The organism is Thalassobaculum salexigens DSM 19539 (assembly GCF_000423805.1).
Taxonomy (GTDB): Bacteria; Pseudomonadota; Alphaproteobacteria; order Thalassobaculales; family Thalassobaculaceae; genus Thalassobaculum; species Thalassobaculum litoreum.
Window position 1 is genome coordinate 450114 of record NZ_KE384095.1, and the last position, 16536, is coordinate 466649.

A 16536-nucleotide genomic window follows, 5' to 3' on the forward strand; every position below is an offset into this window, starting at 1 on the left:
CTCAGCCCACGGCCGCGAGCTGCAGGGAGGCGAGCTCGTCGGTGCCCTTGCGGGCGAGGCGCAGCAGTTCCATGAACGCCGCCTCCGAGAACGGATCGCCCTCGGCCGTGGCCTGGACCTCGACCAGTCCGCCGCCGGCGGTCAGCACGAAATTGGCGTCGGCGTCGCAGTCGCTGTCCTCGGCATAGTCGAGATCCAGCACCGGCACACCCTTGTAGATGCCGCAGGAGATCGCGGCCACGCGGTCGACCAGCGGATCGCTCTTCACCGCGCCGAAGCGCTTCAGGGTGGCGATCGCCTGGTGCAGGGCGACCCAGGATCCGGTGATCGCCGCGGTGCGGGTGCCGCCATCGGCCTGCAGCACGTCGCAGTCGATCCGGATCTGGCGCTCGCCCAGGGCGGCGAGGTCGGTGACGGCGCGCAGGGAGCGGCCGATCAGGCGCTGGATCTCTTGGGTACGACCCGACTGCTTGCCGCGGGCGGCCTCGCGGTCGGTGCGGGTATGGGTGGAGCGCGGCAGCATGCCGTATTCGGCGGTGACCCAGCCCTTGCCGCCGCCCTTCAGCCACGGCGGGACCCGCTCTTCCACGGTGGCGGTGCACAGCACGTGAGTGTCGCCGAACCGGGCGAGGCAGGAGCCTTCGGCATGCTTGGCGAAGCCGGGTTCCAGGACCACCTTGCGCAGTTCGTCGACGGCGCGGCCGGAGGGCCGGGAGCCCGCCGGGGTCTGGCCGGCGTTCTGGCCGGAGGTCGGGGCGGATGCCATGGGGTCGCCTTTCGTTGCGGATGGCTCTGGTCGAAATCTGCGCGGAAGCTAGCGATCCCGACCCCCGGCGTCCAGTCTCGCGGACCGCTGCGGGCGGACCGGCGGAGGCGGTGGCGACACACGTTGACCGGCCGCATAGCGCTTCCTAGATTTTGCGCTACGATGGCAGCTATGCACAAAGAACCCTTTGACGGCACGTCGATGCCGTCCACCGCCCTGGCGCAACTCAACGAGCGGTCGCGCCGGATCCTCATGCACGTGGTCGATGCCTATGTGGAGACGGGGGAACCGGTGGGCTCGCGCACCCTGTCGCGTAAGCAGGGCCTGGTGCTGTCGCCGGCGACAATTCGCAACGTCATGGCCGATCTGGAGGAGGCGGGACTGCTGTTCTCGCCCCATACCTCCGCCGGGCGCCTGCCGACCGACGCGGGCCTGCGCATGTTCGTCGACGGCCTGCTGGAGATCGGCGGCGATCTCGGGCCGGAGGAACGGGAGAGCATCGACGGACAGTGCGCCGCCGCGGGCCGCAGTGTGGCGGAGATGCTGGAGGAGGCGTCCTCCGCTCTGGCCGGGCTGACCCGCTGCGCCGGCCTCGTCGTCTCGCCGAAGAATGAAGGTTCGCTGCGCCATATCGAGTTCGTGCCGCTCGGCAACCAGCGCGCCCTGGTGGTGCTGGTCAGCGAAACCGGCCTGGTGGAGAACCGGGTGGTGGAGCTGCCCGCCGGCCTGCCGCCCTCGGCCCTGGTGGAGGCGACCAACTACCTGAACACCCGGCTCAGCGGTCGCACGCTCAGCGAGGCGATGGCGCGGATCGAGGAGGAGATCGTCCAGCGCAAGGCCGAGCTTGACGACCTGACCTCCCGCGTCGTGCAGGCCGGGCTGGCTACCTGGGGCGGGGGGCCGGGTGCCTCCACCCTGATCCTGCGCGGCCAGTCGGCCCTGCTGCACGACGTGACCGCCCTGGAGGACCTGGAGCGGATCCGCGGGCTGTTCGAGCAGCTCGAGGAGAAGGAGAGCACCCTGCGCCTGCTCGACGCCACCGGGGCCGCCGACGGGGTGCAGATCTTCATCGGCGCCGAGAATCAGCTGTTCCGCAACACCGGCTGCTCGATGATCATCGCGCCGTACCACGATCAGAAACGTTCGGTCGTGGGCGCCATCGGTGTGATCGGCCCGACCCGGATGAACTACGCCCGCATCATCCCGATGGTCGACTACACCTCCAAGCTGATCAGCCGGCTGCTGGGCTAGAGCAGATCGTGCGGTGACGGGATCACTTCGCGATCCCATCGGCGTGCCTGATTCTGCTCTATCTTATTGGTTCAGAGACAAATTCACCGACCGTATTGAATCGCTCCGTGATTCAATACGGTCGGATTTGGTTCTAGGAAATCCGGGACGCCGCACCGGGCCGACGCCGAGGGATCCGCCGACGCTCGGGGGTGATTTGCGGCGATTCGGGTTTTCATCGACGCACAGGCGCCTTACATAGCGGACGTCACGACAGTCTCCGATCCACGGACGTGCCGCATTTTCAACCGCAGGACCACGAGTAGCGATCATGGCGAACGACCAGAACAAGCCCGCCGGCCCGCAACCCGTCAACGATCAGCAGGCGCCGGGCGAAGCCCCGTACGATCAGGCGGCCGAGGCGTCGCTTGCCGAGAGCCTGGGCCTGTCGGAAGAAGGCCTGATCGACACGGACGGCGGCCAGACCGATGCCCGCGACGTGCGGATCGCCGAGCTCGAGGAGCAGGTCGCCCATCTCAAGGACCAGGCACTGCGGGCCCTGGCCGATGCGGAGAACCTGCGCCGGCGCACCGAGCGCGAGAAGGAGCAGTGGCGCAAGTTCGCGTCGGCCGACCTGGCCAAGGATCTGCTGAACGCCGTCGACAACCTGCGCCGTGCGCTGGACTCCGCCCCGGCGGACCGGGATTCCCTCGACGACGCGGTGAAGAACGTCATCGTCGGCGTGGAGATGACCGAGAAGGAGGTTCTGAACGCCTTCGACAAGCACAAGATCGTGCGGATCAACCCACTCGGCGAGAAGTTCGACTACAACCTGCATCAGGCGATGTTCGAGGTCGAGGATCCGAGCAAGGCGCCGGGCACGGTGGTTCAGGTTCTCGCGCCGGGCTACGTGCTGCACGATCGGCTGCTGCGCGCCGCCATGGTCGGCGTCGCCAAGGGTGGCAAGCCGGACGACCACGAGCGGGTCGATACCACGGCGTGAGGCTGGGGGTGCTCGAGCGCCCCTCTCTCTACCTTCTACCCTCCAAAAAGCACGCCCCGGATTTATGCCGGGGCCCATCCGTCTGCACGCGCGGACGCCATGAATCAGGCGCCAGGACTTGGAACAGCGGGCGAGTAGGCCCCGGCATAAATCCGGGGAGTGGCGCTGTAGTAAAGTGTCATGAGCTAGGTTTTGGTCCTTCCATCCGGCGGGAACAGGAACTCGCTGTCCGGATCATGTGCCCGCATCTTGCGCTTGGCGGTTTCCGGCCGGCCGACCGCGTAGCAGTAGAGACAGCCGTGCGGGCACGTGTCGTAGGCGCCGATATCGCGGGATTCCGCGCAGGCGCAGCCCGGCCGGTTGCCCTTCTCCCGTCCTCCGATCTCCCGGTCCGCGATCCCGGACAGCCGGGTCACGTCGATGCAGGCGGCCGGGGCCAGTCCGGGCGAGAGCAGGTCCGGCTGGGCGCAAAGGGTGGGACGGATGCCCCGCTCGGCGGCGATCTCCGCCAGACGGGCCAGCAGCGCGCGCTTCTCTTCGGCCTCCGGATCCCGCCAGGCGATGCCGGCCTCCCGTTCCAGCCGGCGCAGGTTGGCGCCGGTCTTGCGGTAGATCGTGGCGAAGGACAGCACGACCTCGTCGACCGCGCCGGCCAGGTCCTGCGCCAGCGCGGCAAAGGTCCGCGCGTGGAAATCGGGCGGCGTAAGATCGGTGATCAGCACCGGATCGTAGCGCCAGACCACGGTCCGCGGCCCGAAATGCCGGGCCATCTCGCGGATCTGCGCCACCGCCCGGCCGGTATCGATCACCGACCGCTCCAGAGCCCGCGGATAGCCGGTGACGGTCACCTGCACCATGAACGGCCGCCGCTGTGTCGCCAGCGTTTCCAGCGTGTCGAGGAACGGTTCGGCGTTGCGGGTCCAGAACACGAAGGCCTCGGCGGCCTCCGGGTCGAGCCCCACGGTGAAGGGTTTGCCGCCATAGGGGTTCGTGACCCGGGCGAAGCCGGCGGCCAGCCGGTTGCGGAACCAGGAACCGTAGAAGGCGGGGATGTCGGTCTTGTAGCTGGCGGAGACGATCATGGTAAACGCCAACTTGGGCCGAGAATCAGGCTCCGGCAACGCTTGCGTCGGCGATTGGCCCCACTATATACGGTTCAATCCTGAAATTGTCCCCGATGGGGGCGCCGACGGCGCTTTCGAGGCCAACGGCGCCTGCCGCTGAAGAGAGGATCGCATGAGCAAGGTTATCGGTATTGATCTCGGCACGACGAACTCGTGCGTCGCCGTCATGGACGGCTCGACTTCCAAGGTCATCGAAAACGCCGAGGGCGCGCGCACCACGCCCTCCATGGTCGCCTTCGCCGAAGGTGGCGAGCGGCTGGTCGGCCAGGCTGCCAAGCGCCAGGCCGTGACCAATCCGGAAAAGACGCTGTTCGCGATCAAGCGCCTGCTGGGCCGCCGCGCGGACGACGCCGCGTCGAAGAAATTCAACGAGCTCGTCCCCTACAAGGTCGTCGCCGGCGACAATGGCGACGCGTGGGTCGAGATCGACGGCAACAAGTACAGCCCGGCGCAGATCTCCGCGATGATCCTCGGCAAGCTGAAGGAGGACGCGGAGACTTATCTGGGCGAGAGCGTGACCCAGGCGGTCATCACCGTCCCGGCCTACTTCAACGACGCCCAGCGTCAGGCCACCAAGGACGCCGGCAAGATCGCCGGTCTCGAAGTCCTGCGCATCATCAACGAGCCGACCGCCGCCTCCCTGGCCTACGGCCTGGACAAGAAGTCGACGGGCACCATCGCGGTCTATGACCTCGGCGGCGGTACCTTCGACGTGTCCGTGCTGGAGATCGGCGACGGCGTGTTCGAGGTGAAGTCGACCAACGGCGACACGTTCCTCGGCGGCGAGGATTTCGACCAGCGGGTGATCGACTATCTGGCCGACGAGTTCAAGAAGGAGAACGGGATCGACCTGCGCTCCGACCGCCTGGCGCTGCAGCGTCTGAAGGAGGCGGCCGAGAAGGCGAAGATCGAGCTGTCCTCCTCGCAGCAGACCGAGGTCAACCTGCCGTTCATCACGGCCGACCAGTCCGGTCCGAAGCACCTGAACATCAAGGTCACCCGCGCCAAGCTGGAAGCCCTGGTGGACGACCTGGTGCAGCGCACGATCGCGCCGTGCAAGGCCGCGCTGAAGGATGCCGGCCTGTCCGCCGGCGAGATCGACGAGGTGATCCTGGTCGGCGGCATGACCCGCATGCCGAAGATCATCGAGACGGTGAAGAGCTTCTTCGGCAAGGACCCGAACCGCGGCGTGAACCCGGACGAGGTCGTCGCGTCCGGCGCGGCGATCCAGGCCGGCGTGCTGAAGGGCGAGGTCAAGGACGTCCTGCTGCTCGACGTGACCCCGCTGTCCCTGGGCATCGAGACCCTGGGCGGCGTGTTCACCCGACTGATCGACCGCAACACGACGATCCCGACCAAGAAGAGCCAGACCTTCTCGACCGCCGAGGACAACCAGACCGCGGTGACGATCCGGGTGTTCCAGGGCGAACGCGAGATGGCGGCCGACAACAAGATGCTCGGCCAGTTCGACCTTGTCGGCATCCCGCCGGCACCGCGCGGCGTGCCGCAGGTCGAGGTGACCTTCGACATCGACGCCAACGGCATCGTCAACGTCTCGGCCAAGGACAAGGCCACCGGTAAGGAGCAGCAGATCCGCATCCAGGCGTCGGGCGGTCTGTCCGACAGCGACATCGAGCAGATGATCAAGGACGCCGAGACGAATGCCGCCGGTGACAAGAAGCGCCGCGAGCTGATCGAGGCGCGCAACCAGGCGGACAACGCCATCCACGCCACGGAGAAGACCCTCGCCGACTTCGGCGACAAGGTCGATCCGGCGGACAAGTCGGCGGTGGAGTCGGACCTCGCGGCGCTCAAGACCGCGATGGACGGTGACGACGTCGAGGACATCCAGGCCAAGCTTCAGGCGCTGCAGCAGTCGTCGATGAAGCTGGGCGAGGCGATGTACAAGGCCCAGCAGGAGGCCGGTGCCGCCGAGGGCGGTGCCGAGACCGGTTCCGGCGGTCAGTCGGACTCCTCCGCCGGAGCCGACGATGTGGTCGACGCCGACTTCGAGGAAGTCGACGACCAGGATCGCAACAAGTCGGCCTGATCCCGATCAGGTGAAAACGCGTGGCCCGGCATCATCCCTTGGCGGATCGATGCCGGGCGCCGCGGTCCGCTCGGACCGGGGCTTTTCAGCGACACGCGCAACGACGACACTAGCGCGATACCGGGGGCGGTGACGATCGATGGCGAAGCGCGACTATTATGAGGTCCTGGGCGTTGACCGGAACGCCGACAAGGACACCCTGAAGAAGGCGTATCGCAAGCTTGCGATGCAGTTCCATCCCGACCGCAATCACGGTAACGCGGAAGCGGAGCTCAAGTTCAAGGAACTCAACGAGGCCTATGACGTCCTGAAGGACGACGAGAAGAAGGCCGCCTACGATCGTTTCGGTCACGCAGCGTTCGAGGGCGGCGGACCGCGTCCCGGCGGCGGCGGCGGTTTCGAGGGCTTCTCCGGCGGTTTCGCCGACATCTTCGAGGAGATGTTCGGAGACTTCATGGGCGGCGGTGGTGGCAGGCGGGGCGCCAGCCCGGGCCGCGGCGCCGATCTGCGCTACAACATGACGGTCAGCCTGGAGGACGCGTTCAACGGCAGGCAGGCAGAGATCCGCGTGCCGACCTCCGTGACCTGCGACGTCTGCGACGGAGCGGGCGCGGAGAAGGGCTCCAAGCCGATCGCCTGTCCGACCTGCGGCGGTCGCGGCAAGACCCGGACCCAGCAGGGCTTCTTCACCATCGAGCGGACCTGTGCGTCCTGCGGCGGTGTGGGCCAGGTGATCGAGAACCCGTGCAAGGCCTGCAGCGGCGCCGGCCGCCAGCGCAAGGAGAAGACCCTGTCGGTCAACATCCCCGCCGGTGTGGAGGATGGAACCCGCATCCGCCTGCAGGGCGAGGGTGAGGCCGGCATGCGCGGCGCGCCGCCGGGCGACCTCTATCTGTTCCTGAACATCCAGCCGCACCCGCTGTTCCAGCGCGAAGGCGCCGACATTTACTGCAGGGTTCCGCTGGAGATGGTCACCGCCTCCCTGGGTGGCGCGATCGAAGTGCCGACCATCGAGGGCAAGCGGGCCAAGGTCTCCGTCCCTGCCGGCACCCAGACCGGCCGGCAGTTCCGGCTGCGCGGCAAGGGCATGTCCGTCCTGCGCTCGCCGTCGCGCGGCGACATGTATGTCGAGGTGGCGGTCGAGACGCCGGTCAACCTGACCGACCGTCAGCGCGAGCTGCTGGAGGAATTCCAGAAGGACAGCGGCGTGGAGAAGACCAGTCCGCAGAGTCACGGCTTCTTCGACAAGGTGAAGGAGCTGTGGGAGGACCTTCGCGACTAGAGCAAGTCACGATCAGTTGGAAACCTTCTGCTCGTGTGACTGTGCTCTATCTTTGATGGGATAGAGGGCGATTCCCGGTGCAGATCGTTTCGATCTGAACCGATCGCGCTCTCGCATTTCAGGCGTTGCCCCGGGAACTATTCCCCCAATCCACCGGCACTACCCCCAGGGAAACCGCGGGTTTCAGGGGGGTAGTACCGGCTGCACCGTCAGAACCCCCCGGTCTTCTCCCGATTGATGGCGGTGACCATTGCCCGGCCCTCGCGCTCCATGAAGGCGATCGCCGCCCCTGTCATCGCCATGGCATAGCGGATGGTGAAGCGCTGTCCCTCGGTCATCTCGGCACTGGGCAGGCCCCGCAAACGCCGCTGTTCCCTGCGGAGTCCTGCGAGACGCTCGTCCACGACGCGATTGACGTCGTCCATCTCGACCAGATGGGCGAAGAACATGGCGGTGAGGAAGGGAGAGCGCAGAACCTCCTCGCCGGAGGCGGCCGAGACCGACGCCACCAGGGCTTCCCGCCCGATCTCGGTCAGGCGGAAGACCCGCTTCTCCAGGGAGACGTCGCCGGGCCCCACGACCTCGATCTCGCCCCGTGCCACCGCCTTGGCGAGGGCCGGATAGATGGCGCCGAGGCTGGCATGGGCGAAGTGGCCGAACCAGTCCTCCACCGATTTGCGTATGCCGTAGCCGCTGGTGTCCCCGAAGCTGAGAACCCCGAGGCAGAGCGTGCGCACATCCACGATATCTCTCCATTTAACAGGAATATCAAACCGAATTTACCTTTAACACCATATAACTAGAAATGCGATAGCCCGACGTGCTCCCGAGGGCTGACAATGCGATAATAAACCGTATTCTCGGCGGCGCGACGGCCATGAGGGAGAAGAGCGATGGCATTGGCAGTGGGCGTGTTCGGCAGTACCGGACGCATGGGACGGATGGTCACCCGGGCCGTCACCGAGGCCGACGGGATGACCGTCAAGAAAGCCGCCGATCGTGCCGGTAGTGCCCATCTCGGCGTCGATATCGGCGACCTGGCGGGCGTCGGCTCCCTCGGAGTGTCGGTCACCGACGATGTGGACGCCGTCCTGGGCGTCGACGTGGCCATCGACTTCACCCTGCCGGAGGCCACCCTCGCCCATGCGGCGCGCGCGGCCGCCAGCGGCACGCCTCTGGTGATCGGAACCACCGGCCTGACCAACGCGCAGGAGGCCACTCTCGCCGAATACGCCAAAACCACCGCCATCGTCTACGCGCCGAACATGAGTCTGGGCGTCAACCTGCTCCTGGCGGTGGTCGAGCAGGTCTCCGCCGCCCTGGACCAGGCCTGGGACATCGAGATCGTCGAGATGCATCACAACCGCAAGGTCGATGCCCCGTCGGGCACGGCCCTCGGACTCGGCCGGGCCGCCGCCAAGGGGCGGGGCCGCGCGTTCGACGACGTGGCCGTGCTTTCCCGCGAGGGCATGACCGGTCCCCGGGAACAGGGTCAGATCGGATTCGCAACGTTAAGGGGCGGCGACGTGATCGGCGATCACACGGTGATCTTCGCCGGCGCCGGCGAGCGCGTCGAGATCGGCCACAAGGCGAGCGGGCGCGACGTCTTCGCCGCCGGGGCGGTGCGGGCGGCCCGCTGGGTCGCCGGACGTAAGCCGGGGCTCTACACCATGCGTGACGTGCTCGGCATCAGCTGATCGGTTCAATTTGGTTCCGGAATGGAGAGATGGGGCGGCAGGGCCGCGCGGCGCAACCCGTCGCGCAGCACATTTGCCAGCCCGTCCTTCTCCTCCTGGCCGAGGAAGGCGCCGATCTCCAGCCCGCGCCCCCGGGACCGCAGGGTCAGCCGGCTGGCGCGCCGCGGCCGCTGCTCCACATCGATCCGGAGCCAGGCCGAGGGCATGACGTAGCGCCGGCGCCGGCCGCGGGCGTCGATCTTAACGACCTCCAGCGCGTTGCCGGAGAGCCGGATCGTCTCGTAGGCCCGTGCGGCCCGGTAGTTCAGACGAAAGGCGAGATAGATCACCGCCACGTCGAGGCCGAGAAAGCCGACGATCGGCCACGCGCCGAGGAGAAAGAAGACCAAGCCGATGGTGAACGACAGCCCGGCGATCACGCCCATGAGGACGAGGAACCCGTGGGGCGTGAGGGATCGATGCGGATACAGAACGAGATCCAGAACCGGCGTTTCCTCGGGCTCGGACCCCGTCATGGCGATCGGCTGCTCCATGGCCTCACATTAGCGCCGCGGACCGGGGAGCGGTCAATCCGGCATAGCGATGTTGGCGATTGCGGCCCTCTGTCGCGGGGGCTAAACAGGGAGATGGCCCGCGCGATGACCAAAGCCCAGATCGAGACCTTCTTTGCCACGCTCCAGGCGGATAACCCGGAGCCGCAGGGCGAGCTCGACTGGATCAATCCCTTCACCCTGCTGGTCGCCGTCGTCCTGTCGGCGCAGGCGACCGATATCGGCGTCAACAAGGCGACGAAGAAGCTGTTTCCGGTCGCCGACACGCCGGAGAAGATGCTGGTGCTCGGCGAGGCCGGGGTGAAGGAGCACATCAAGACGATCGGATTGTTCAACGCCAAGGCCAAGAACGTCATCGCCCTCTGCGAGCAGCTGATCGAGAAGCACGGCAGCGCGGTCCCGCGCGACCGCGAGGCGCTGGAGGCTCTTCCAGGCGTCGGCCGCAAGACCGCCAACGTGGTCCTGAACATCGCCTTCGGCGAGCCGACCATTGCCGTCGACACCCACCTGTTCCGGGTCGCCAACCGTACGGGTCTGGCGGCGGGGAAGACGCCGCTGGCGGTGGAGAAGGCGCTGTTGAAGAAGGTGCCGCCGGCCTATCTGCGCCATGCGCATCACTGGCTGATCCTGCACGGCCGCTACATCTGCAAGGCGCGCAAGCCGCGATGCCCGGACTGCAAGGTCGCCGCCGTCTGCAATTTCAAGGACAAGACGCTGGCTTCTTGAAGGAACCGGCCCTCTGAGGGAACCGGCCCGGCTCAGCTTTCCGCCTCGACCGTGTGCTGCTTCCAGAGTTCGTCGAGGCAGTCCTGCATGTCGGCCGCGCGCGGACTGTGGATATTGCGGGCCTCCATATGGACCAGAGCCGGCCCGATATCCGAGCGGTACCAGAACAGGTCCATGATGCAGGTGCGGGCCGTGTACTGCCAGACCGTGGCGCCGCCGTCCTGGCGCACGAAGGTCGGCTGGCCGATCAGCCGCGCCACCCCGGTCGGATCCAGCGCGCGGAGCGACCGCTCGTCGCGCAGCGCCACCGGCCGCAGGGCCCTGCCGGTGGTTACCGGGACCGGGGCCGCGCCGCGGGCCACCGGCGTCGCGCCCGGGGCAGCCGCCGTCTTGGGGGCGGGCTGCGTCGTTGCGCATCCGGAAAGGAAAATCGCGGCAGTCAGGCCAGCGGCGGTCAGGGCAAGAGCGCAGGCGCGGCGCCCGGCGACACGGTCCATGCGCGGATTACTCTTCGGTCAGGGGGCTGATATCGCCCTTGATCACACCACCGAGCTCGACTTCCAGCTTGTTGAACCGGACCTTGCCCTCGAGCACGCCGGTGGCCTTCACCGACAGGGTACCGCGGACCGACAGCTCGCCTTCGAAGCGGCCGGCGATGATCGCTTCTTCTATTGTCACCTTGCCCCGGTATAGGCCGGTGTCTGTGACCTCGAGGGATTGGCTGTGCTCCAGGGTCGCCTGGACGGTGCCTTCGACGACGAGGGAGTCGCAGGCCGTGATCTCGCCGGACAGCGAGATGTCCTTGCCGACCAGGAGACGCTTGCTCTCCTCGTTGCCGCGGGGCGCGGTCGGCCGGCGCTGCGGAGCGCCGGGAATGTCGGCGGCGGAGCGTCGGGGAATCTCGGGCACGAAGCCCTGGCCGGGGGTACGCGGGGGGGTCGAAGCGGACATGGCCGAACCTTTCGAGTCGGAAGCGGCGGAGGAGGGGGAGGATGTCGAGGTGTCCGGACGCACGGTGTCGGAGTCCGGCGACCCGGACACGCTGTCCGCGCCTTCAGACTGGCTGCCGATGGGGGTTGATGAGGAGAGATCGTCGGTGTCGGAGCCGGACTCCTTCGATGCGCCCGCATCCATCACCGGTTCGACATTTCCGTCTCGCGGCATTTCGGATGCTCTGCGACGCCGGAACATGGCTTATCTCCTAACTGAGCGCTTTCGGCTAAACGGTTGCCCCACCGGTATTATCGCGGAACGGTTCGGCGCCGCAACCGTTCATGTTCGTGGACCGCAAAAGCGGTTGCCACAACGGGGGTTGTGAGGTTCACCACAGGGATCGTCGACAGCACGGCGATGAGCACCCCGCCGAGAAAAAGCGATCCCTGATTCGCGCGCCGGAACGTCCGCATCGACATCCGGTCCAGGGTCCGCTGACCGACCATCTCGGCGTATTCGCGGCCGAGCAGGTAGCCGTTCAGCCCGTAGAACACGATCAGATTGAGACCCGGCAGCACGAAATACAGCGGCAGGGCGAGGATGTTCAGGCCGATGGACAGGAAGGCGAAGCGCAGTCCGTCGCCGAGCACCTCGCCCATCGGCACGTGGCGCGGGGTCGGCGCGGTCGGATAGTGGGTCGCCATCACCGCGTCGGCCACCCGGTCGGCAAACACGCCGCTGACCAACTGCACGGAGCCGGGAAAGAAGATCAGGGCGAAGATGAAGGTTCCGATGGCGCCCAGCCAGACCAGCAGGCTGTCCAGCCACTCGGTCCCGGTCTGGGCCAGGGCGCTCAGCGCGTAGCCGACGCCGATCGTGAGAACGACGATCAGGGCGAGGCTGGCGCCGATCGACAGGATCAGCACCGACCGCAGGCGGGGATCGCCGAGCTGCCCCAGGGTCAGGGAAATCGATTTGAACATCGCCGTCTCATGTGGCCATCTCATGTGGCTGCGTCGCCCCGCCGCTTGAAACCACGAAGCCGCGCCGTATTCAAGCGCGGCTCGCCCGTGAAGGGTCGATTTCCGCACGGGACCGCCCACGAACCCAATCGCCGGGGTTGATCGGTTCGGTCAGACCACTAGGGTGCTGGCGAGGCCGTTTCCAAGAACTCCTGGAGATCTGAATGACCAAGAGCCTGGATGTCGTCGCCATCGGCAACGCCATCGTCGACGTCATTTCCCGCTGCGACGACGCCTTTCTGGCGACGGAGAAAGTGGAGAAGGGCGCGATGACCCTGATCGACGCCGAGCGTTCGGAATCCCTCTACGCCGCCATGGGGCCGGGCGTGGAGATGTCCGGCGGCTCGGCCGGCAACACCGCCGCCGGCCTGGCCGCGCTCGGCAGCCGCACCGGCTATATCGGCAAGGTGCGCGATGACGGGCTGGGCAAGGTGTTCCGCCACGACATCACCGCCCAGGGCGTGCGCTTCGAGACAGCGGCGGCCCCGGACGGACCGCCGACCGCCCGCTGCCTCGTCCTGGTGACGCCGGATGCGCAACGGTCCATGAGCACCTTCCTGGGCGCCTGCGTGAACCTGACCCCCGAGGATATCCCCGAGGACCTGATCGCCGACGCCCAGGTGGTCTACCTGGAGGGCTATCTCTGGGATCAGCCCGAGGCCAAGAAGGCGTTCGTCAAGGCGGCGGAGATCGCCCACCGCTCCGGCGGCAAGGTCGCCCTGTCGCTGTCGGACTCGTTCTGCGTCGACCGGCACCGCGCCGATTTCAAGGAGCTGGTGAAGCATCACGTGGACATCCTCTTCGCCAACGAGGCGGAGTCCCTGTCGCTGTTCGAGACCGACAAGTTCGACGATGTGCTTCAGGCAGTTCGTTTCGAGGTCGAGACGGCGGCCCTGACCCGCAGCGAGAAGGGCGCGGTCGTCGTCCATCGCGACGAGGTCCACGTGCTCGATGCCGAGCCGGTTGCCCAGGTGGTCGACACCACCGGGGCGGGCGACCTCTACGCCGCCGGGTTCCTGCACGGATACACCGCCGGCAAGGACGCCGTGACCTGCGGCCGGATGGGGGCGATCTGCGCGTCGGAGATCATCAGCCACGTGGGCGCGCGGCCGGAGGCCGACCTGAAGAAGCTGGTGGCCGAGAAGCTCGGCTGATCGCTTAAGACGACTCTGAGCCGGATCCGGCCTTGCCCGGGTCCGGCATCACCCACATCAGCACCAGCAGCAGCGGCAGGCCCAGCAGGGCAAGGCCGGCGGTCATGGTGAAGAACAGCGCCCAGTCTCCGCCCAGGCTGTCGACGATGACGCCGGCGGAGGACGCGAACCAGATCCGCGCCAGATTCCCCAGCGAGTTCAGCAGCGCATATTGGGTCGCCGAGAATGCCGTGTTGCAGAGCCCGGCGAGGTAGGCGACGAAAGCGACGGTCGCCAGGCCGCCGGTGAAATTGTCGGCGATCACCGCCACGGCGAAGACGTCCGCGTCCTGGCCGGCGCCGGCGAGATAGGCATAGGCGAGGTTGGTCGCCGCCGCGGCGAGGCCGCCGGCCAGCAGGGCGCGGAACACGCCGGCCAGTTTCACCAGGATCCCGCCCGCGAAGACGCCCACGCAGACGGCGGCGAGGCCGAACACCTTGGTGACGTCGGCGATCTGCGTCAGCTCGAAACCCAGCTCCCGGTAGAACACGAAGGACATGCGGCCGAGCAGCGCGTCCCCGAACTTGAACACGAAGACGAAGACCAGGATCAGCAGCCACCAGTCCCGGCGCATGAACTCGGCGAAGGGGTCGATCAGTGCCTGGCGCAGCCAGATCGCGGCACGCTCGGTGGCCGGCGCGCCCGTGTCGCTCACGTCCTCGGGCAAGGGATCGCGGGGTGTCGGCTCCGGGGCCAGCAGCGTGGCGGCGACGGCGATCAGCAGGGTGCAGGCCAGGATAAGATAGGTCGCGTTCCAGCCCAGGTTGGCGGCGAGATAGAGGCCACCGGCGCCGCCGACCAGGGTGCCGCCCAGATGCCAGCCCCAGATCGCCACCGCGGATCCCGCGCCGAACTCTTCCGGTTTCAGGATGTCGACCCGATAGGCATCGATGACGATGTCCTGGGTGGCGGACACGAAGGCGACGAAGACGCAGGCCAGCGCCACCATCGACACGTCGGCGGTCGGATCGGTCAGGCCGAGAAAGGCGATGGCGGCGATCAGGAGGAGCTGGGTCAGCAGCGCCCAGCCGCGCCGGCGGCCGAGCCGGTCGGTGAGGCCGGGCAGCCGCAGCCGGTCGACCAGCGGCGCCCACAGGAAATTGATGGCGTAGGCGGTGGTGGCGAGGCTGAACAGGCCGACGCTGGACCGTGAGAAGCCGGCATCGGTCAGCCAGATCGACAGGTTCGAATAGACCAGCGGCGCCGGCAGGCCCGACGCGAAGCCGAAGACGAGGATGATGAGCATCCGGCGGTCGAGATAGACCCGGATGCCGTCGGTCCAGGAGGTGCGTTCAGCCGCCATACCGATGAGGTATCTGAGTCGCCCCGGCTTGCCCAGCATCATTAGATGCTCGGCGAGCGGGGGAGCGAAGGGACGCCGGTCAGGCGGCGTTGGCGTCGAGCGCGTAGCCGGCGGAGCGCACCGTGCGGATCATGTCGTCGTCGTTCTCGCTGTTCAGCGCCTTGCGCAGCCGGCGGATATGGACGTCGACCGTGCGTGGCTCGACATAGACGTCCGGACCCCAGACGGTGTCGAGCAGCTGTTCGCGCGAGAACACCCGTCCCGGATGCTCCAGGAAATGGCGCAGCAGGCGGAACTCGGTGGGTCCGAGATGGATGTCGCGCTCGCTGCGCTTCACCCGATGGGCCGCCAGGTCCATGGTCAGGTCGGCGAAGCGCAGGATCTCGTCCTCGGTGGAGGGCCGCGCCCGGCGCATCACCGCGCGGACCCGGGCGATCAGCTCGGCCGGGCTGAACGGCTTGGTGATGTAGTCGTCGGCCCCGGAGTTCAGGCCGCGGATCCGGTCGCCCTCCTCGCCGCGGGCGGTGAGCATGATGATCGGGATGTTCTTCAGGTCGGGCGCGCGGCGCAGCCGGCGGCAGGCCTCGATCCCCGACAGCAGGGGCAGCATCCAGTCGAGCAGGATCAGGTCGGGCCGGCGCTCCGCGGCGACCAGCATGGCCTCCTCGCCGTCACCCGCGTCGATGACGCGGAAGCCTTCGCGTTCCAGGTTGTAGCGGAGCAGGGTGACGATCGGCGCTTCATCCTCGACGATCAGGATCAGTGGTTTCATGGGCTGGGTCACTCGCGACTAGAGTACGATCTGTACCGTGAATCGTCCTCTAAACCTTTGAATACAGAGCAAATTCACACGAACGGATGAGGCCATCCGACCGTGATCCGCTCTAGGACGATTCTTCGGAGAGCTCCTCCGGCTTGACGACGGCGAAGCTGCTGTTGTCCCCCTTCGGCCGGTTGCCTTCCAGACGGCGGCCGGTCTCCTCGAAATAGACGGTCTCCGCGATGTTGGTCGCGTGATCGCCGATCCGCTCGATGTTCTTGGCCACGAAGAGCAGGTGCGCGCAGGCGGTGATGTTGCGCGGATCCTCCATCATGTAGGTCAGCAGCTCCCGAAAGAGGCTGGTGTACATCTGGTCGATCTCTTCATCGCGCTGCCAGGCCACCATGGCGCGCTCCACGTCGCGCTGGGTATAGGCGTCCAGCACGTCGGTGATGATCCGGTGGGTCAGCCGGCCCATGCGGGCGATGCCGTTGATCGGCCCGACCTCCGGGAGCTGCGACAGGGCCGAGGCGCGCTTGGCCACGTTGGTGGCGTAGTCGCCCATGCGCTCCAGATCGTGCGAGATCTTCAGCGCCGACAGGATCTGGCGCAGGTCGTGGGCGACGGGCTGGCGCAGGGCCAGCATCCGCAGGGTCAGCGCCTCGACCTGATCCTCCAGGTCGTCGATCGCCTTGTCGGCCTCCACGCACTGGGTCGCCAGGGCGTCGTCGCGCTTGGCGATCGCCTGGATGGAGTTGGCGAGCTGGGCCTCGACGAGACCGCCCATGCGGGAAATAGCCGACCGCAAGCCGTCCAGTTCGTCGTCGAACGAGGACACGATGTGGCTGTCGGACATGATTCAGACCTCCGGAAACGGGTGACGGGCCGCAGCCGCC

General features: G+C 67.2%; 17 protein-coding genes. 7 read left to right on the forward strand and 10 right to left on the reverse strand.

Annotation, left to right across the window (positions count from 1 at the left end; all coding sequences use genetic code 11):
• Position 1: 1 nt before the first annotated feature.
• Positions 2-766: a ribonuclease PH gene (gene rph, locus G578_RS0122520; RefSeq protein ID WP_051245178.1), complete on the reverse strand. Its 765-nt coding sequence runs from the start codon at positions 764-766 to the stop codon at positions 2-4.
• Between the two features lie 171 nt (positions 767-937).
• Between rph and hrcA the strand changes: the two genes are divergently transcribed.
• Together hrcA and grpE are read left to right on the forward strand one after the other, a co-directional pair.
• Positions 938-2017, forward strand: coding sequence for a heat-inducible transcriptional repressor HrcA (gene hrcA / locus G578_RS0122525; RefSeq protein WP_245565676.1), 1080 nt, complete (start codon positions 938-940; stop codon positions 2015-2017).
• Positions 2018-2327: 310 nt separating this feature from the next.
• On the forward strand, positions 2328-2999 hold the full coding sequence (gene grpE / locus G578_RS0122530) for a nucleotide exchange factor GrpE (RefSeq protein WP_028796154.1): 672 nt from the start codon (positions 2328-2330) through the stop codon (positions 2997-2999).
• A 185-nt stretch (positions 3000-3184) separates the two neighbouring features.
• Here grpE and G578_RS0122535 read toward each other — a convergent pair whose 3' ends face one another.
• A complete protein-coding gene (locus G578_RS0122535) occupies positions 3185-4081 on the reverse strand; it encodes a DUF1848 domain-containing protein (RefSeq protein WP_028796155.1) in 897 nt (298 codons plus the stop codon).
• 154 nt (positions 4082-4235) lie between these two features.
• On the opposite strand from G578_RS0122535, the gene dnaK reads away from it, so the two are divergent.
• The gene (gene dnaK, locus G578_RS0122540) at positions 4236-6173 is read left to right on the forward strand and encodes a molecular chaperone DnaK (protein WP_028796156.1); all 1938 of its coding nucleotides are present in this window, start codon (positions 4236-4238) and stop codon (positions 6171-6173) included.
• Positions 6174-6312: 139 nt separating this feature from the next.
• A complete protein-coding gene (dnaJ, locus tag G578_RS0122545; RefSeq protein WP_028796157.1) occupies positions 6313-7455 on the forward strand; it encodes a molecular chaperone DnaJ in 1143 nt (380 codons plus the stop codon).
• 209 nt (positions 7456-7664) lie between these two features.
• Here dnaJ and G578_RS28815 read toward each other — a convergent pair whose 3' ends face one another.
• The gene (locus G578_RS28815) at positions 7665-8198 is read right to left on the reverse strand and encodes a PadR family transcriptional regulator (RefSeq protein ID WP_051245179.1); all 534 of its coding nucleotides are present in this window, start codon (positions 8196-8198) and stop codon (positions 7665-7667) included.
• Positions 8199-8354: 156 nt separating this feature from the next.
• On the opposite strand from G578_RS28815, the gene dapB reads away from it, so the two are divergent.
• Positions 8355-9152 (forward strand): 4-hydroxy-tetrahydrodipicolinate reductase, encoded by a 798-nt coding sequence (gene dapB / locus G578_RS0122555; RefSeq protein WP_028796158.1) that lies wholly within the window; start codon positions 8355-8357, stop codon positions 9150-9152.
• Between the two features lie 5 nt (positions 9153-9157).
• Here dapB and G578_RS27775 read toward each other — a convergent pair whose 3' ends face one another.
• Complete coding sequence (locus tag G578_RS27775) at positions 9158-9685, reverse strand: DUF2244 domain-containing protein (protein WP_051245180.1); 528 nt, start codon at positions 9683-9685, stop codon at positions 9158-9160.
• Between the two features lie 105 nt (positions 9686-9790).
• Here G578_RS27775 and nth point away from each other — a divergent pair, with 105 nt between their 5' ends.
• Positions 9791-10429 (forward strand): endonuclease III, encoded by a 639-nt coding sequence (nth, locus tag G578_RS0122565; protein WP_028796159.1) that lies wholly within the window; start codon positions 9791-9793, stop codon positions 10427-10429.
• A 32-nt stretch (positions 10430-10461) separates the two neighbouring features.
• Here nth and G578_RS0122570 read toward each other — a convergent pair whose 3' ends face one another.
• The 3 genes from G578_RS0122570 to G578_RS0122580 form a co-directional block, all read right to left on the reverse strand.
• Positions 10462-10791: a hypothetical protein gene (locus G578_RS0122570; RefSeq protein ID WP_156907435.1), complete on the reverse strand. Its 330-nt coding sequence runs from the start codon at positions 10789-10791 to the stop codon at positions 10462-10464.
• A 142-nt stretch (positions 10792-10933) separates the two neighbouring features.
• Positions 10934-11380 (reverse strand): bactofilin family protein, encoded by a 447-nt coding sequence (locus G578_RS28820; protein WP_169400903.1) that lies wholly within the window; start codon positions 11378-11380, stop codon positions 10934-10936.
• Positions 11381-11670: 290 nt separating this feature from the next.
• On the reverse strand, positions 11671-12345 hold the full coding sequence (locus G578_RS0122580) for an EI24 domain-containing protein (protein WP_028796161.1): 675 nt from the start codon (positions 12343-12345) through the stop codon (positions 11671-11673).
• A gap of 203 nt (positions 12346-12548) precedes the next feature.
• Here G578_RS0122580 and G578_RS0122585 point away from each other — a divergent pair, with 203 nt between their 5' ends.
• Positions 12549-13538, forward strand: coding sequence for an adenosine kinase (locus G578_RS0122585; protein WP_028796162.1), 990 nt, complete (start codon positions 12549-12551; stop codon positions 13536-13538).
• A gap of 4 nt (positions 13539-13542) precedes the next feature.
• On the opposite strand, the gene G578_RS0122590 is transcribed toward G578_RS0122585, so the two are convergent.
• The 3 genes from G578_RS0122590 to phoU all read right to left on the reverse strand — a co-directional run bounded on the left by G578_RS0122590 (position 13543) and on the right by phoU (position 16496).
• Positions 13543-14880, reverse strand: a complete 1338-nt coding sequence (locus tag G578_RS0122590; protein ID WP_038016003.1) for an AmpG family muropeptide MFS transporter — start codon at positions 14878-14880, stop codon at positions 13543-13545.
• A gap of 79 nt (positions 14881-14959) precedes the next feature.
• Positions 14960-15652: a phosphate regulon transcriptional regulator PhoB gene (gene phoB / locus G578_RS0122595; protein WP_038015711.1), complete on the reverse strand. Its 693-nt coding sequence runs from the start codon at positions 15650-15652 to the stop codon at positions 14960-14962.
• 112 nt (positions 15653-15764) lie between these two features.
• A complete protein-coding gene (phoU, locus tag G578_RS0122600; RefSeq protein ID WP_028796165.1) occupies positions 15765-16496 on the reverse strand; it encodes a phosphate signaling complex protein PhoU in 732 nt (243 codons plus the stop codon).
• Between the last annotated feature and the right edge of the window lie 40 nt (positions 16497-16536).

Bases quoted from the DNA above. Each gene is read 5' to 3' on its own strand.
- G578_RS0122535 (WP_028796155.1), bottom strand. From the start codon at position 4,081: ATGATCGTCTCCGCCAGCTACAAGACCGACATCCCCGCCTTCTACGGT.
- dnaK (WP_028796156.1), top strand. From the start codon at position 4,236: ATGAGCAAGGTTATCGGTATTGATCTCGGCACGACGAACTCGTGCGTC.
- rph (WP_051245178.1), bottom strand. From the start codon at position 766: ATGGCATCCGCCCCGACCTCCGGCCAGAACGCCGGCCAGACCCCGGCG.
- hrcA (WP_245565676.1), top strand. From the start codon at position 938: ATGCACAAAGAACCCTTTGACGGCACGTCGATGCCGTCCACCGCCCTG.
- dnaJ (WP_028796157.1), top strand. From the start codon at position 6,313: ATGGCGAAGCGCGACTATTATGAGGTCCTGGGCGTTGACCGGAACGCC.
- nth (WP_028796159.1), top strand. From the start codon at position 9,791: ATGACCAAAGCCCAGATCGAGACCTTCTTTGCCACGCTCCAGGCGGAT.
- grpE (WP_028796154.1), top strand. From the start codon at position 2,328: ATGGCGAACGACCAGAACAAGCCCGCCGGCCCGCAACCCGTCAACGAT.
- G578_RS0122590 (WP_038016003.1), bottom strand. From the start codon at position 14,880: ATGGCGGCTGAACGCACCTCCTGGACCGACGGCATCCGGGTCTATCTC.
- phoB (WP_038015711.1), bottom strand. From the start codon at position 15,652: ATGAAACCACTGATCCTGATCGTCGAGGATGAAGCGCCGATCGTCACC.
- G578_RS27775 (WP_051245180.1), bottom strand. From the start codon at position 9,685: ATGGAGCAGCCGATCGCCATGACGGGGTCCGAGCCCGAGGAAACGCCG.
- phoU (WP_028796165.1), bottom strand. From the start codon at position 16,496: ATGTCCGACAGCCACATCGTGTCCTCGTTCGACGACGAACTGGACGGC.
- G578_RS0122580 (WP_028796161.1), bottom strand. From the start codon at position 12,345: ATGTTCAAATCGATTTCCCTGACCCTGGGGCAGCTCGGCGATCCCCGC.
- G578_RS28820 (WP_169400903.1), bottom strand. From the start codon at position 11,380: ATGTCCGCTTCGACCCCCCCGCGTACCCCCGGCCAGGGCTTCGTGCCC.
- G578_RS0122585 (WP_028796162.1), top strand. From the start codon at position 12,549: ATGACCAAGAGCCTGGATGTCGTCGCCATCGGCAACGCCATCGTCGAC.